This is a genomic window from Hyphomicrobium sp. 01T421 (assembly GCF_056398805.1).
This window is the reverse complement of record NZ_JBFTQC010000002.1, coordinates 107,946-121,841: the sequence shown is the minus strand read 5'-3', so window position 1 is coordinate 121,841 and position 13,896 is coordinate 107,946. Positions and strand designations below refer to the sequence as shown.

The window sequence follows — 13,896 nt, the reverse complement described above, 5'->3', positions numbered from 1 at the left end:
CCTAGTGCCGGAAGTGGCGGACGCCGGTGAAGACCATCGCTAAGCCGCGCTCGTCGGCGGCCTTGATGACTTCATCGTCGCGCATTGAGCCGCCCGGCTGGATGACGGCGGTGACGCCGGCTTCCGCCGCGGTAATCAGCCCATCGGCAAACGGGAAGAACGCGTCGGAAGCGACGACCGATCCGACAGTCAGCGGCTCGTTAACGCCCTGAGCTTTCGCGGCTTCCGCGGCCTTCCAAGCGGCGATGCGTGCGGAGTCGACGCGGCTCATCTGACCAGCGCCGACGCCAACGGTCGCGCCGCCTTTTGCGTAGACGATGGCGTTCGACTTGACGTGTTTGGCAACCTTGAAGGCGAACCGCAGGTCTTTGAGTTCGGCTTCTGTCGGGGCGCGTTTGGTGACGACCTTCAATTCGAGATCATCGGCGTTGCTCGCGTCCCGCGACTGAACGAGGAAGCCGCCGGCGACGGATTTGAAGTTGAGCCCGACAGCACGTGAATCTGCGAGGCCGCTCGTCAGCAGCAGGCGGAGATTTTTCTTGGTCGCGCAAATGGCTTTCGCTTCGTCGGATGCGCCTGGCGCGATGACGACTTCGGTGAAAATCTTCGTAATGTCGTTGGCGGCTTCGGCATCGATTGCCTGATTGAGCGCGATGATGCCGCCGAATGCGCTGACGGGATCGCAGGCGAGCGCCTTGCGGTAAGCGTCGGCAAGCGACGTTCCGGTCGCGACGCCGCACGGATTGGCGTGTTTGATAATGGCGACTGCCGGTACGCCGGGAGCGAATTCCGAGACGAGCTCGAAGGCCGCGTCCGTGTCGTTGATGTTGTTGTAGGAGAGTTCTTTGCCCTGAAGCTGTTCGGCCGTCGCGACGCCAATGCGATTTTCCGCGGAGAGATAGAGCGCGGCCGATTGGTGGGCGTTTTCGCCATAGCGGAGCGCTTGCGAGAGCTTGCCGCCGAACGCGCGGTAGTCGGGCGTCGTCGTGCCGATCTCGCGCGCGAACCAATTGCTGATCGCGGCATCATAGGCCGCGGTGCGTGCGAACGCCTTGGCGGCGAGGGTCTTACGCAACGCGAGTGTCGTCGCGCCGTCGTTGGCTGCGATTTCCTCAAGGACGCGATCGTAGTCGTCCGGTTCGACGACAACGGTGACGCTTTCGTGATTCTTTGCGGCGCCGCGGATCATCGCCGGGCCGCCGACGTCGATGTTCTCGACGCAGTCATCGTAGGATGCTTGTTTCGCGACGGTGGCCTCGAACGGATAGAGGTTCACGACGAGGAGATCGATCGGCGAAATTCCATGTTCGTTCGCTGCCGCGTCGTGAACGGCGTTGCCGCGAATGGCGAGGAGGCCGCCGTGCACTTTCGGATGCAAAGTCTTGACGCGGCCGTCCATCATTTCGGGAAAGCCGGTCAGCTCCGAAACGTCCTTTACCGCCAAGCCCGCAGCCTTGAGCGCGGCGGATGTGCCACCGGTCGAGACAAGCTCTATGCCCCGGTTCACCAGGGTCGTTGCGAAAGAAATGAGCCCAGTCTTGTCGGAGACTGAAAGGAGGGCTCGGCGTATCCGTTGATCGGCCATGTGCATCCCAGTTGTTCGCTCGTGCGCGGTTAGCACGGTGCGCCGGGCAAGGCTATCCCGCGCGTGAATCTGACGCGCGATTGCTCGATATGGGCCTTCGATCGGTCAGATTTGCCGGTCGTTCGGCCGTTCCGCGCGGACCGACCAGCGGACCTGCGTCTCGCCGTAGGTCGTTCCACGGAGGACGATCTGCAGGCTCGGCCGCGGGCCGGCGCTGTCGACAAAAAACAGGCTTTCTTCGATCGACATTTGAGCGGTGTCGTCGGCGGCCGAGAAGAGCCAGCTTTCGCCGTCGCGGAGGGTAATGCGGCAAACGCCGTGGCCGGCGGAAAGACAAACGCAATCGGGATGAAGATGGAAATGAATGGCGTAAGGGAGATCCTGCTTCAGGCGGAGCGTCCCCTTCGGCGGCTCGAGGATGTCGATGCCCTCGAGTTTGTCGCCGGCGGCGGAAAGAGCGAGGCGGCGCACATGGATCAACCCGAAGCGCTTCAGATAGCCGTCGTGGCTCGCGTTCAGCAGGGCTTGATCGGCGCCATCGGTAAATTCGAAAGCAACGGAATCGGGTCCCCTGATCGGCAGGCCGTCGACCATCGATTCCAGTTGCTCGTGCCGGATGAGGCGGGAGGACGACGTTTCTGCGAGGCAAAGCGTGTTGTGACTGGCGGTCGCGCGCGCAACGGAATCCCAGTCGCGATCGGCGGGGCCCGGAAATCCGCCGTTGGCGAAAATCAGATGCTGTCGCGAAGTCATTTCGAACGAGAGGGCGCCCGCTTGAGCCTGTGTCGAAAGTTCGAGCGGGGGAGGAGAGCCGACATCGGCGAAAACGATTGTCCGGCCTCGCTCGAGCCGGGCATACCCAGATTCATGAGCGACCGGCATGAAGTCGAGTTCGCCGCTCGAATAGCCGAGTGCGGTCGCGAGGGCTGCCGGTGAGCCTGTGCTGACGCCATTGAAGCGCGCGAGCATGCCGTCGCCAAGGCGCGTGAATCGCAAGAACCGCAGTGACTTCTTGATCGCCGTGTTGATCTCCTCGGGGGAGACGAGCGCGCGCGAGGAGAAACATTGTCCCAATGGCAGCAGGTCGAGGACGAGATCGGACAGAACGCTCGCGCTGCGGCTGACGTGGCCGCCGTCGTCGAGAATCTGGCGTTTCAACTCGACGATCAGCGCGGCTTCGGCCTCTTTCAGTTGCCGGTCGTGGCCGGAAACTGAAAGTCCCGTCAGGACAAGTCCAATCAGGCAGACCATGCGCGGCACGCCGTCCGGCGCGTTCCGCCACGTCGTCCGGAGCGCAACGATCTGCTGGCCCATGCTCGACATGATCTGCGTATAGGAGCGCGCGTCCAAGTCTTCGAGCAGCATGTTGGCTTGCGATATCCACGAGATCAGCCGCCGCGCGATGACCTCGGGCTCGTAAGCGATGCCGTGCGAGATCCGCTTCAGGGCGATCCATTCGAGAACTAGCTCTCGTGCGGCCGATGCCGCCTCTTCTTCTTCGGTCGCGGCCAAATGGCGTAACCAGCCGAACCCGTGGAGTTCCCGCTCCCAGGCTATGCTCGGCGGCGTTGCTCGAAACGCGGACGCACCCTTCAGGTCTGCGATCTCGGACGCTAAGCCGAAGTGGCCGTGCGCAATCTCTGTCCAAAAGCTTGGATCGGCAGCGCGCAGTTCTTGCGGCACGATCAGGATCTGATCGGCGCCGTTGCCCGCGTAGCGCCAGCGCATCAGCGGCGACGACAGTGTGAACGTCACGACCCGGCGGCGGAGGCGCTCAACGGAAAGGGAACGGATCTTCAGCCGTTCCGTGACATTGAGGCCCAAGGGGAAACGCTCCTGCGACGTTGCGCGAAAATCGGCTCGATCAGACGTTTGAAGTATCCCTGGACCCGCGCCAAAACAAGGCGCGCGGGTACAACATGCTGTTAGCTCACATTTGGCTCAGGGCGACTTCACGAGAGATGCCGCGAAAAAGCCGTCGAGACCTCTGAGGCCTTCCGGCATATCCGCGAAGTGCGACGGCAGGGTCCGGAGATCGCCCGCGCTCGTTCTCCATGACATCGGGATCGTTGCCTCATCGAGCATGATCGGGCGGCGCGCGAAATCGGCGTGACGGGCGAGAAACGCATCGACTTGCTTTTCGCCTTCCTCTGGCTCAAGCGAGCACGTGCAATAAACGAGGACGCCGCCGGGTTTCAAAAGATCGGCGGCACGGTCGATCAGATTGGCCTGGAGCGCCGCGAGGGCGGGAACGTCCTCCGGGCGCTTCAGATACAAGATATCGGGATGGCGGCGGATCGTGCCCGTCGACGTGCACGGGCTATCGAGCAGGATAGCGTCGAATTTCGTCTCGGACGTGAATGTGAGCGCGTCTGAGACCACGGTGTTTGCGGAGAGACCCAGGCGCGCAAGATTATCTCCGAGGCGTGATAATCGTCCGGCGGATTTGTCGATAGCCGTGACGTTCGCACCGAGTGCCGCGAGCTGGGCCGTTTTTCCTCCGGGCGCCGCGCACAGGTCGAGCACGGAGAGGCCCGCGACATCGCCGAAAAGCTTAACCGGCAGAGCTGCAGCGGCGTCCTGCACCCACCAGGCGCCTTCGTTGTAGCCCGGGAGTTCTTCGACGCGTCCGGCTTGCGCGCATCTTATCGAGCCGGTCGGCAGGACGACGGCGCCGATGCGCTCCGCCCACATTTCCGGATCGGATTTGACCGTTATATCGAGGGCCGGCTCGACCAATGATGCGCGCGCGATCTGGCGGGCTTCGGCCGGGCCGTATGCGGCGCTCCAGCGCGAGAGCAACCAGTCAGGAAATGTCAGCGCAACATTATCGAGAGACGCAAGGCGGCCATGTCCGCTTTCGCTCACGCGGCGCAAGACGGCGTTGACGAGATTTGCAAAGCGCTTGCCGTTCGTGTCGGCGTGGCACTGATCGACTGCAAGCGAAATCGCTGCATGGGGCGGCGTTTGCAGCAGAAGAAGCTGAGCCGCGGCAGCAAGGAGAATTTCGTCCAGGCGGCCGATATGTTCGGGGAGCGGTTTGGCGATGTAGGTGCGGAGTACGGCCTGCAGCGCGCCGCGATTGCGAAGTGCGCTCGTCGCTATGAGGCGCGCAAACGCACGATCGCGGGGAGCAAGATCGCGTGTCGCCGACGCCCTCGCGAAGACGTCGTCGAAGGGCTTGTGCTCAATCAGCACGGAAAAGAGCGCGGAGACGGCGGCGTCGCGCGTCTTCAGGCCATCCCCTGCGGGCGAGGGCGGCTGGGCGGCGGCCGTCTTCGGCTTGTGGTCGCGCTTGCCGTGCGCGCGAGCTGCGCCCGGGCGAACTCCAGCCGTGCGAGGACCATTTCGATTTGTGTTGTTTGACACTTCAGCCCCAGGGGTTCGGCGGCTTGGTATAATTCTGACCACCGATCCAGACTTCACCCGGACGGCTGCTGCCACCAGACGTTTCCGTTCCGGTGGCGCCCATCTCGCGCGCCAGCGCCTCAAGCGCGGCGATGCGATTTACGACATTCGGGTGTGTCGAGAAAAGATTATCGACGCCGTGGCCGTTCAGAGGATTGATGATGAACATATGCGCAGCCGCCGGAATAGCTTCAGCCTGCTCGTTGGGGATGCGGCGGGCGGAGCTGTCGATTTTCCGCAGCGCCGAGGCGAGCCAAAGCGGCTTGCCGCAAATGATCGCGCCCAACCGATCAGCTTGATATTCGCGGGAACGGCTTATCGCCATTTGCACGAGCCCCGCTGCCATTGGTGCAAGAATGATGGCGGCCAGAGTGCCGATCGCGCCGAGTGCGCCACGATCGTTACCGCGGTTGCCGCCGAACAGCATGCCAAACTGCATATATTGCGCGACCATCGAAACCGCGCCGCCGATGGTTGCGGCGACGGCCATGGTCAGTGTGTCTCTGTTCTTGACGTGTGCAAGCTCGTGCGCGAGCACCCCTTCAATCTCTTCTTTGTTGAGCGTCTCGAGAAGGCCGGTCGATGCGCAGACGGCCGCATGCGAAGGGCTGCGCCCCGTTGCAAAGGCGTTGGGCTGCGGATTGTTCATGATGTAGACGCGCGGCATCGGCAGATCGGCGTTGCGTGCCAAATCGCGAACTATCGAATAGAGCTCGGGGGCCGAGGTTTCGCTGACTTCCTGGGCGTTGAACATGCGGAGCACGATGGAGTCGGACTTCCACAGGCTGACCGCGTTCATTACGAGCGCGATGAAGAATGCAATGACAAGGCCGGCTTGGCCGCCGATGAGAGCGCCGAGGGCGACGAAGATGGCTGTCATCGCCGCTAGCAAAAGCGCGGTCCTGGCATAGTTCATAGGCATTTGATCATACTCGCGACTCGAGGTCCTTAAGACACGGGGTCCTTAAGCTAGTCTGCAACCTTACAGCCGCGTATATATGGTGTCTGGAGTATTCCATAAAGGCGATGCGCGGAAAAAGCTCGCGGAACCGCCCACTTAAGGACGTTTGTCATTATGACGGCCGCAGATCGCAGAGGTGAAGACCAGAAGGGCGAAGATCAGACGGGCGGAGTTGAGCGAGGCGACGCCCAGCCTGCTCCGCGCGTGTTGACGCCGGAAGCCAAGCGGGCGCTGGAAGAGGCGGAAGCGCGGCGTATCGCGCAGGCGGCCGAGCCCAAGCCGCCTCGTGAGGTCGGCCGCAGAGACGGACCCGATCCGACACGTTTCGGCGACTGGGAGAAGGGCGGCATCACCTCGGATTTCTGATGCCGCCGCCAGTGGTCTTTGTGTGCTTCGAGCGTTAGATCACGCGCCTGTTCTGGCGATTGGAGATCAGATCGTCGACCACGGCCGGATCGGACAGCGTCGAGGTATCTCCCAAGCTGCCAAAATCGTCCTCCGCAATCTTTCTCAAGATGCGGCGCATGATTTTGCCCGAGCGTGTTTTTGGCAGTCCGGGTGAGAACTGGATGAGATCCGGCGAGGCGATTGGCCCGATTTCGCGGCGGACATGGGCAACGAGGTCTTTTTTCAGGGCGTCGTCGCCGCTTTCGCCCATGTTGAGCGTTACATAGCAATAGATGCCCTGGCCCTTGAGATCGTGCGGATAGCCGACGACCGCGGCTTCTGCAACTTTCGGGTGGGAGACGAGTGCGCTTTCGACTTCGGCCGTGCCCATGCGATGGCCTGACACGTTGATGACGTCATCGACGCGACCCGTGATCCAGTAATAGCCATCGCTATCGCGGCGGCAGCCGTCGCCGGTGAAATACATCCCTGGATACGAAGAGAAATACGTCTGAACGAACCGTTCGTGGTCGCGGTAGATGGTCCGCGATTGTCCGGGCCAGCTATCGAGAAGCACGAGGTTGCCTTGCGCTTCGCCGCCGAGGAATTGACCCTTGTCGTCAACGAGCGCCGGGCGAATGCCGAAGAAGGGCTTCGTCGCTGAACCGGGTTTCAACTGTGTGGCGCCGGGAAGCGGCGTGATGAGGATGCCGCCGGTTTCGGTTTGCCACCACGTGTCGACGATGGGGCACCGGTCGTCGCCGACGACGTGGTGATACCATTCCCAGGCTTCCGGATTGATCGGTTCACCTACCGAGCCGAGGAGACGCAGAGACGACCGGCTGGAGCCTTTGACGAACGCGTCGCCTGCACCCATCAAGGCGCGGATGGCTGTCGGCGCGGTATAGAAGATCGAGACCTTCCACTTGTCGACGACGTCCCAGCACCGCGATGCCGAGGGATAAGTCGGCACGCCTTCGAACATCAGCGTCGTCGCGCCGTTCGCTAGCGGACCGTATACGATGTAGCTGTGTCCGGTGACCCAGCCGATATCGGCGGTACACCAATAGATGTCGTCTTCCTTGTAGTCGAAGACGTATTGGTGCGTCATCGATGCGTAGACGAGATAACCGCCCGTCGTGTGTACGACGCCTTTCGGCTTGCCCGTCGAGCCCGACGTGTAGAGAACGAAAAGCGGGTCTTCGGCACGCATTTCCTGCGGCTCGCATTCGGCGGGAACGGTGAGCAATTCTTCATGCAGCCAGAAATCGCGGCCATCGGTCCACGGCACGGGATTTCCGGTGCGGCGGACGACCAGCATCTTTTCGTCGCCCTTGCATCGGGCGAGCGCAGCGTCCGCGTTTTTCTTCAGCGGAACGGGCTTGCCGCCGCGAAGCGCTTCGTCGGCCGTGATGATGAGTTTTGAATCCGCGTCCTCGACGCGGTTCTGCAGGCTGTCGGGTGAGAAGCCGCCGAATACGATCGAATGGACGGCGCCGATACGCGTGCACGCGAGCATCGCGTAGGCAGCTTCCGGAATCATCGGCAGGTAGATCGTTACGCGGTCGCCCTTCTTGACGCCGTGCTTCTTCAACACATTGGCGAAACGCTGCACGCGCTCGTGGAGCTGGCGATATGTGATCTGCTCGCTCTCGTTGGGATTGTCGCCCTCCCAGATGATCGCGACCTTATCGCCCCGCTTTTCGAGGTGACGATCGACGCAGTTCGCCGAAACGTTAAGCGTGCCATCCTCGTACCACCGGATGTCGACGTTGGCCGCGGCGAAGCTCGTGTTTTTGGCGCGCGTATAAGGCTTGAGCCAATTGAGCCGCTTTCCGGCGTCCGACCAGAAGCCCTCAGGATCGGCAACCGACCGCTCGTACATCGCCTCGTAGGAATCAGCGTTAACATAAGCCCGCTCGGCCCATTGAGGGGGCACGGCGTAAACTTTTTCCGACATTAGAAGCGCTCCTCCGGTTGGCCGTCTGCGTAGCGGCCATTTCCCGTATTATGCTGTGGCCAGCGCCGCTTCACAACATGCTCGATGGTGCCCGGACGAGCGTCTTCGGAAAAAAATTCCGCGGTTCGATACCGCACTGCCGCAAGACCTATGCGCCCCACACGGTCGTGCGCTTAATGTCGTAGTCCTCGAGTTCCCGGGTTACCGGGACCTGATATTCTGCGAGCGGTGTAAACCGTCCGTCCGGAAAATAGCTTCTCCGCGGATCGCCGATGTATACCGAGCATCCGAGGGCCTTCGCCCGGTCGATGTATTCGACGACGCGGCCGGCCAGTTGGCGCTCGTAAAAGAGGTCGCCGACGATGACGACGCAGCCGGCCGGCGGTTCTCCGGCAAGCAGATCGGCATCGGTGGTTTCGATCGAGGCGGCGTTGGCTTCGGCGTTTATGGCGCAGGCGGCGATTGCCAAGCCGTCGATATCCGCGGCGAGGACCCGGGCGGCGCCCGTCTTGGCGGCTGCAATTGCAGAAATTCCAGAGCCCGCGCCGATGTCGATAACGGTCCGGCCCCGGCAAATCTCGGGATGATCGAGCAGGTACCGGCTGACCGCTTGACCTCCGGCCCAGGCAAAAGCCCAAAACGGCGGTGGCACGTTAAGCTCGCCAAGTTCGTCTTCGGTCTTTTGCCAAATCGGCAGCGACTCTTCCGCCAGCCGCAACGTGATCTCGGGGACCAGGGGTGGTGCGATGGGCTTGGTATTTTCGACGATGAACCGTTTGGCGCTTCGAGGATCAGCGGGATCGAGCGTGGGGGTCATGAGCCCTTGAGCGTCTTCAGGTCGACACCGCCCATTTTGCACACTTCCTTCCATTCCTCGGCGGACACGGGTTGCACCGAGAGGCGTGAATTGTTGACGAGCACCATGGCGGAAAGCTTGGGATTTGCTTTGACGGCGTCAAGGCCGACAGGCTTCGGCACTGGTGCGACCGCTGCAACGTCGACGCATTCCCACTTGCCGGTATCGTCTTTCGCTTCGGGATGCGCGGGCGATATGACGCGCAGGATGCCGACGATCTCCTTGCCCTCGTTCGAGTGATAGAAAAATCCGAGATCGCCGACTTTCATCGCCCGCATGTTGTTGCGAGCCTGATAGTTGCGAACGCCGTCCCATGCTTCGCCCTTTGGTCCACGGGACACGAGATCGTTCCACGAGAAGACATCGGGTTCGGACTTCAAGAGCCAGAAGGCGGTCATGGGCTTGGCCTTTACGTAGGGGGCATGGTGCTAGCCCGAAACGGCGGGTTGCTCAAGCGAATGCCTGTAAAAGCAAAAACCCCATGCTCGGAAAGCATGGGGTTTTAGACGCGACACGAAACTTTGGCGGCTCGATCGAGCGGCGCGGGCTTGCGATCAGTCTGATCACGTTGCCAATCTGTTTGATCGTTATGTCAGCAATGCCTTGATATTCGGTAAAGGCGGTCTGCGGGTGAGCACTCGCGTTCGGAATAATTGAAATACTCATCGGCCCCGCAAGAGCGCCCGATAGCGGATCATCCGCGGGCGCATATCGTGCACGCGTTGCAAAACGCCGCAGAAGATTTGGACGCCGGCGCGGGTCTGCTCAGTCTTCCGCCTTCAGTGGCCGCTGCATCAATGCCGTGATCGCTTCATCGACGAGAAGCCGGCCTTCGATGATCCCGTGCACGGCTTCGGCGATCGGCATCTCGACGCCTTTCTCGTGCGCAAGGCGGACAAGTGCCGCGCATGTATAGACGCCTTCCGCCACGGATACCCTTGCGCCGAGAAACTCGCCCAGGTTGCGGCCTTCGCCGAGAGCACGTCCGAGAGACATGTTGCGCGACTGGGCGCTGCCGCAGGTCAGGATGAGATCACCGAGCCCGGAAAGACCGAGAAGCGTTTCCGGTCGCGCGCCCATCGCTTCGCCGAAGCGGCGAAGTTCGGCGAAGCCGCGAGTGACGATCGCCGCGTGAGCGCTCGCTCCGAGGCCGCGGCCCTCGACGATGCCCGCCGCGATGGCGAGAACGTTTTTCACCGCGCCGCCGAGTTCCGCGCCGAGCACGTCGCTCGACCAATAAAGACGCATTTGCCGGGAGGAGAGCGCAGCCGTCAGCGCGCGCCCAGTGGTTTCGTTGCGGCATGCGAGTGTCAGCGCCGACGGCAAGCCGCGTGCGACATCGGCCGCGAAGCTTGGACCGGAAAGCACGGCGCGCAGCGCTTGCGGCGCGGCTTCTTCGAGGACGTCGCCCATGAACCGGCCCGTCGCCTGTTCGATACCCTTCGCGCAGATGATGACCGGCGTGTTCTGAGCCAGTTGCTTGGCGAGCTTGCCCATCACGCTACGCAGATGCTGCGCGGGGACGACAGCGAGAAGGGCGTCCGCTTTTGCTATCGCCGAAAGGTCAGTGGTCGCGCGGATTGCGGGATTGAGACTGACGCCGGACAGGAAGGTTCGATTGACGTGCCGCTCGTTGATGTCGTCGACGACCTCTGGCTCGCGCGCCCAAAGCGTTACCTTGATGCCGCCATGCGCCAACGTCTGTGCCAGCGCCGTGCCCCACGCGCCGCCGCCGACAATGCTCACCGAATTTATTTGCAAGCGTGCCCCCGAGATCAAATCCGCTTCAGCTTAGCACGCAATTCTGACGGCCGCTGCCGCTAGGCTTTTACGCCGGCTCCGGTTGCTTTCGCCGCGTCGGGGTCAAGCGGCCAGCGCGGCTTGACGGGCGAGTCTAGCCCGTCGACGAGCCCAAGCGCCAGGCGTTCCGCTCCGGCCCAGGCAATCATCGCGCCGTTGTCGGTGCAGAGTTCGAGAGGCGGCGCGCGGAAGGCGAAGCCGAACTCGTCCGAAATCCCGACGAGCGTTGATCGCAGCGCCTTGTTGGCTGCGACGCCACCCGCGGCGACGAAGTTTCGCGGCGTTCCCTCGGGCAACCGCGGAAGGACGGACCGTATCGCCAGTCTCACCCGATCGGCGACGCTGTCACAAACAGCTGCCTGGAACGATGCGCAGAGGTCGGCGATATCCTGCTCGGAAAGCGGCGCGATTTTCGCGGCGGCATGGCGGACCGCGGTCTTGAGGCCGGCGAACGAGAAATGCGGGTCTTCGCGTCCGATCATCGGGCGGGGCAGGTTGAAGCGTCGCGGATTGCCGTTGAGAGCCGCCTTCTCGACGGACGGACCTCCGGGCATGGGGAGGCCCAGCAACTTAGCCGTTTTGTCGAAAGCCTCGCCGAGCGCATCATCGATCGTCGTTGCCAGCCGGCGATAGCGGCCGACACCCTCGACCCACAGGACCTGCGTATGTCCGCCGGACACCAAAAGCATCAAGTACGGAGGGCGGATGGCGTCGGTCAGGCCAGCCGTCAGTGCATGCGCCTCGAGATGGTTGATGGCGAGAAAGGGTATGCCGGTGGCGAGCGCCAGGGCTTTGCCGCTGGTCGCGCCGACGATCAGGCCGCCGATGAGGCCTGGCCCAGCCGACGCCGCGACGGCCGAAAGATCGCCGAGGGAAACGTCCGCTTCGTCCAGGGCTTTCTGAACGAGGAGATCGAGGCATTCGGTGTGGGCGCGGGCCGCTATTTCCGGTACGACGCCGCCATAGATGGCGTGGCTGTCGAACTGGGAAAGAACAATATTGGATAGAATGCGGCCAGTGCCTTCCGCATCGCGCGCGACGACCGCGGCGGCGGTCTCGTCGCAGCTCGTCTCTATGCCCAGCACGAGCAGGGCAGAGGGAGTAAAATCGGGAAGCTGGACCATATGATCTGGAACTTGCCGCCGCGAGGTTGGAATTCGCGCGCCTTTGGAGCATTAGTATCGCCCGAATACCGGCACTCATCCCAGCACCCGGGTACAAGTGCCCCGCCTAGCATCCGGAGAAACCTTTTTGCAAGCGACCCGCATACGTATCGGGACTAGAGGCTCGCCTCTAGCCCTGGCCCAGGCCCACGAAGTGCAGGCGCGCCTTACCGCCGCGCATGGCCTGCCGGAAGGCGCCGTCACGATCCACGTCATCAAGACGACGGGCGACCGTGTGCTCGACCGGCCGTTGGCCGATATCGGTGGCAAGGGGCTCTTTACCAAAGAAATCGAAGAGGCGCTTCTCTCGAACGAAGTGGATGTAGGCGTCCATTCGATGAAGGACATGCAGACGCTGCTTCCCGATGGGCTGGTCATCGGCGGCGTGCTGCCGCGCGAAGACCCGCGCGATGCTTTCATTTCGTTGAGGCATGCCGATCTCGGCGCACTTCCTCTCAATGCGGTTGTCGGAACGTCGTCGTTGCGGCGGAAGTCACAGGTGCTCAATGTGCGGCCCGATCTTCGCGTCGTCGAATTTCGCGGCAATGTGCAGACGCGGCTTCGCAAGCTCGAGGAAGGTCAGGCCGAGGCGACGTTTCTCGCGGTGGCCGGTCTGAAGAGACTTGGCATGGAGGACCGGATCACGGCGCCGGTTTCAATGGACGTGATGTTGCCTGCGGTGGCGCAGGCCGCGATCGGGCTTGAAGTTCGCGAAGGGGACGAGGCGACCGCCCGGCTCATTGCGGCGTTGAACGATCCAATGACTGCCTTGGCGGTTACCGCCGAGCGGACATTTCTTGCGCGCCTGGAAGGTTCTTGCCGGACGCCTATCGCTGGTCACGCCCTGATCGCAGATGGCACCATGGTCTTTCGCGGGCAGATTCTTACGCCCGATGGTCAGCAGGTGTACGACGTTTCTCGAACCGGCGCGCCGGAAGACGCTTCCGATCTTGGCCTTTCCGCCGCCGACGAAATCCTGTCCAAGGCGGATCCCACCCTTCTTATCCGGTCGAAAGTCTGATGCACGTCATCRTCACGCGACCGGCTGGCGATGCCGAGCCTCTCAAATCAAGCATCGAAGGCCTGGGCTGGCGGGTGACGCTCGCGCCGCTGATCGACATCGTGCCGAACGATATATCGGCTGACGCGCTCCGCGATGCGACTTCGCTGATCGCGACGAGCCGCAATGCGTTGACGCCCGCCTTGGGGTCCCTGATCGACTTGCCGTTTTTTGCGGTCGGTCCCGGTACGGGAGCCGTCGCGCGGGGAATAGGTTTCACGAAGGTCGTCGAAGGTCCGGGAACCGGCTCCGAGCTCGTGCCTATTATTGCTTCGCGCCGGGCGGAGCTGGGTGAACGCCCAGTGTATCTTCGAGGTGACGTTGTTGCATTCGATGTCGAAGGCGCGCTGGGGAAGGCCGGGATTAAGGTCAAGGCTGTGAACGCCTATCGGTCAGTTGCGGCTGAAGCGTTGGACCCGCCGGTCGTCAATGCGCTCCGAAACGGCGAGATCAATGCGGTTACACTGATGTCGCCGCGCACTGCCAAGACCTGGGCGAGGCTCGTCGGTGCGGTATCGCCGCCGGTACAACTTTCCGGCGTAACCCATCTCTGTCTTTCGGATCGCGTCGTCGAGGCCTTGGGTCTACCGGAAAAAAACTTTAAGGTTCTGGTGGCTTTACATCCTAATCTCGAAGAAATGATTGCCCTCGTAAAACGTCTCGCGGCAAATTCGAAAGCGGAGTAATAAGCGCGTATCGGCCGGTTAGATGCCCCG

General features: G+C 62.3%; 13 protein-coding genes. 3 read left to right on the top strand and 10 right to left on the bottom strand.

Annotated features, from left to right (window positions below; all coding sequences use genetic code 11):
- Position 1: 1 nt before the first annotated feature.
- The 4 genes from purH to htpX all read right to left on the bottom strand — a co-directional run bounded on the left by purH (position 2) and on the right by htpX (position 5,915).
- Positions 2-1,585 carry a bifunctional phosphoribosylaminoimidazolecarboxamide formyltransferase/IMP cyclohydrolase gene (gene purH, locus AC1DK3_RS14840; RefSeq protein ID WP_477193032.1) on the bottom strand — a complete coding sequence of 528 codons (1,584 nt, stop codon included), beginning with the start codon at positions 1,583-1,585 and terminating at the stop codon, positions 2-4.
- A gap of 105 nt (positions 1,586-1,690) precedes the next feature.
- Entirely contained in the window at positions 1,691-3,409 is a 1,719-nt protein-coding gene (locus tag AC1DK3_RS14835; protein ID WP_477193031.1) for a heparinase II/III family protein, read from the bottom strand.
- Positions 3,410-3,526: 117 nt separating this feature from the next.
- Entirely contained in the window at positions 3,527-4,954 is a 1,428-nt protein-coding gene (locus AC1DK3_RS14830; RefSeq protein WP_477193030.1) for an RsmB/NOP family class I SAM-dependent RNA methyltransferase, read from the bottom strand.
- Between the two features lies 1 nt (position 4,955).
- Complete coding sequence (gene htpX / locus AC1DK3_RS14825) at positions 4,956-5,915, bottom strand: zinc metalloprotease HtpX (RefSeq protein ID WP_477193029.1); 960 nt, start codon at positions 5,913-5,915, stop codon at positions 4,956-4,958.
- A gap of 153 nt (positions 5,916-6,068) precedes the next feature.
- On the opposite strand from htpX, the gene AC1DK3_RS14820 reads away from it, so the two are divergent.
- On the top strand, positions 6,069-6,320 hold the full coding sequence (locus AC1DK3_RS14820) for a DUF1674 domain-containing protein (protein ID WP_477193028.1): 252 nt from the start codon (positions 6,069-6,071) through the stop codon (positions 6,318-6,320).
- Positions 6,321-6,354: 34 nt separating this feature from the next.
- Here AC1DK3_RS14820 and acs read toward each other — a convergent pair whose 3' ends face one another.
- From acs to tsaD, 6 genes are all read right to left on the bottom strand, one after another.
- A complete protein-coding gene (gene acs, locus AC1DK3_RS14815; RefSeq protein ID WP_477193027.1) occupies positions 6,355-8,301 on the bottom strand; it encodes an acetate--CoA ligase in 1,947 nt (648 codons plus the stop codon).
- A 148-nt stretch (positions 8,302-8,449) separates the two neighbouring features.
- Complete coding sequence (locus tag AC1DK3_RS14810) at positions 8,450-9,118, bottom strand: class I SAM-dependent methyltransferase (RefSeq protein ID WP_477193026.1); 669 nt, start codon at positions 9,116-9,118, stop codon at positions 8,450-8,452.
- A complete protein-coding gene (locus AC1DK3_RS14805) occupies positions 9,115-9,555 on the bottom strand; it encodes an EVE domain-containing protein (RefSeq protein WP_477193025.1) in 441 nt (146 codons plus the stop codon). The genes AC1DK3_RS14810 and AC1DK3_RS14805 overlap by 4 nt, the downstream gene beginning before the upstream one ends.
- A gap of 52 nt (positions 9,556-9,607) precedes the next feature.
- Positions 9,608-9,823 (bottom strand): hypothetical protein, encoded by a 216-nt coding sequence (locus tag AC1DK3_RS14800; protein ID WP_477193024.1) that lies wholly within the window; start codon positions 9,821-9,823, stop codon positions 9,608-9,610.
- 99 nt (positions 9,824-9,922) lie between these two features.
- Positions 9,923-10,918, bottom strand: a complete 996-nt coding sequence (locus AC1DK3_RS14795; RefSeq protein WP_477193023.1) for an NAD(P)H-dependent glycerol-3-phosphate dehydrogenase — start codon at positions 10,916-10,918, stop codon at positions 9,923-9,925.
- A 59-nt stretch (positions 10,919-10,977) separates the two neighbouring features.
- Positions 10,978-12,048 carry a tRNA (adenosine(37)-N6)-threonylcarbamoyltransferase complex transferase subunit TsaD gene (gene tsaD / locus AC1DK3_RS14790; RefSeq protein ID WP_477193416.1) on the bottom strand — a complete coding sequence of 357 codons (1,071 nt, stop codon included), beginning with the start codon at positions 12,046-12,048 and terminating at the stop codon, positions 10,978-10,980.
- 160 nt (positions 12,049-12,208) lie between these two features.
- Here tsaD and hemC point away from each other — a divergent pair, with 160 nt between their 5' ends.
- Positions 12,209-13,141 carry a hydroxymethylbilane synthase gene (gene hemC / locus AC1DK3_RS14785; RefSeq protein WP_477193022.1) on the top strand — a complete coding sequence of 311 codons (933 nt, stop codon included), beginning with the start codon at positions 12,209-12,211 and terminating at the stop codon, positions 13,139-13,141.
- The gene (locus tag AC1DK3_RS14780; RefSeq protein WP_477193021.1) at positions 13,141-13,866 is read left to right on the top strand and encodes a uroporphyrinogen-III synthase; all 726 of its coding nucleotides are present in this window, start codon (positions 13,141-13,143) and stop codon (positions 13,864-13,866) included. Before hemC ends, AC1DK3_RS14780 begins: the two co-directional genes overlap by 1 nt.
- The last annotated feature ends 30 nt before the right edge of the window (positions 13,867-13,896 follow it).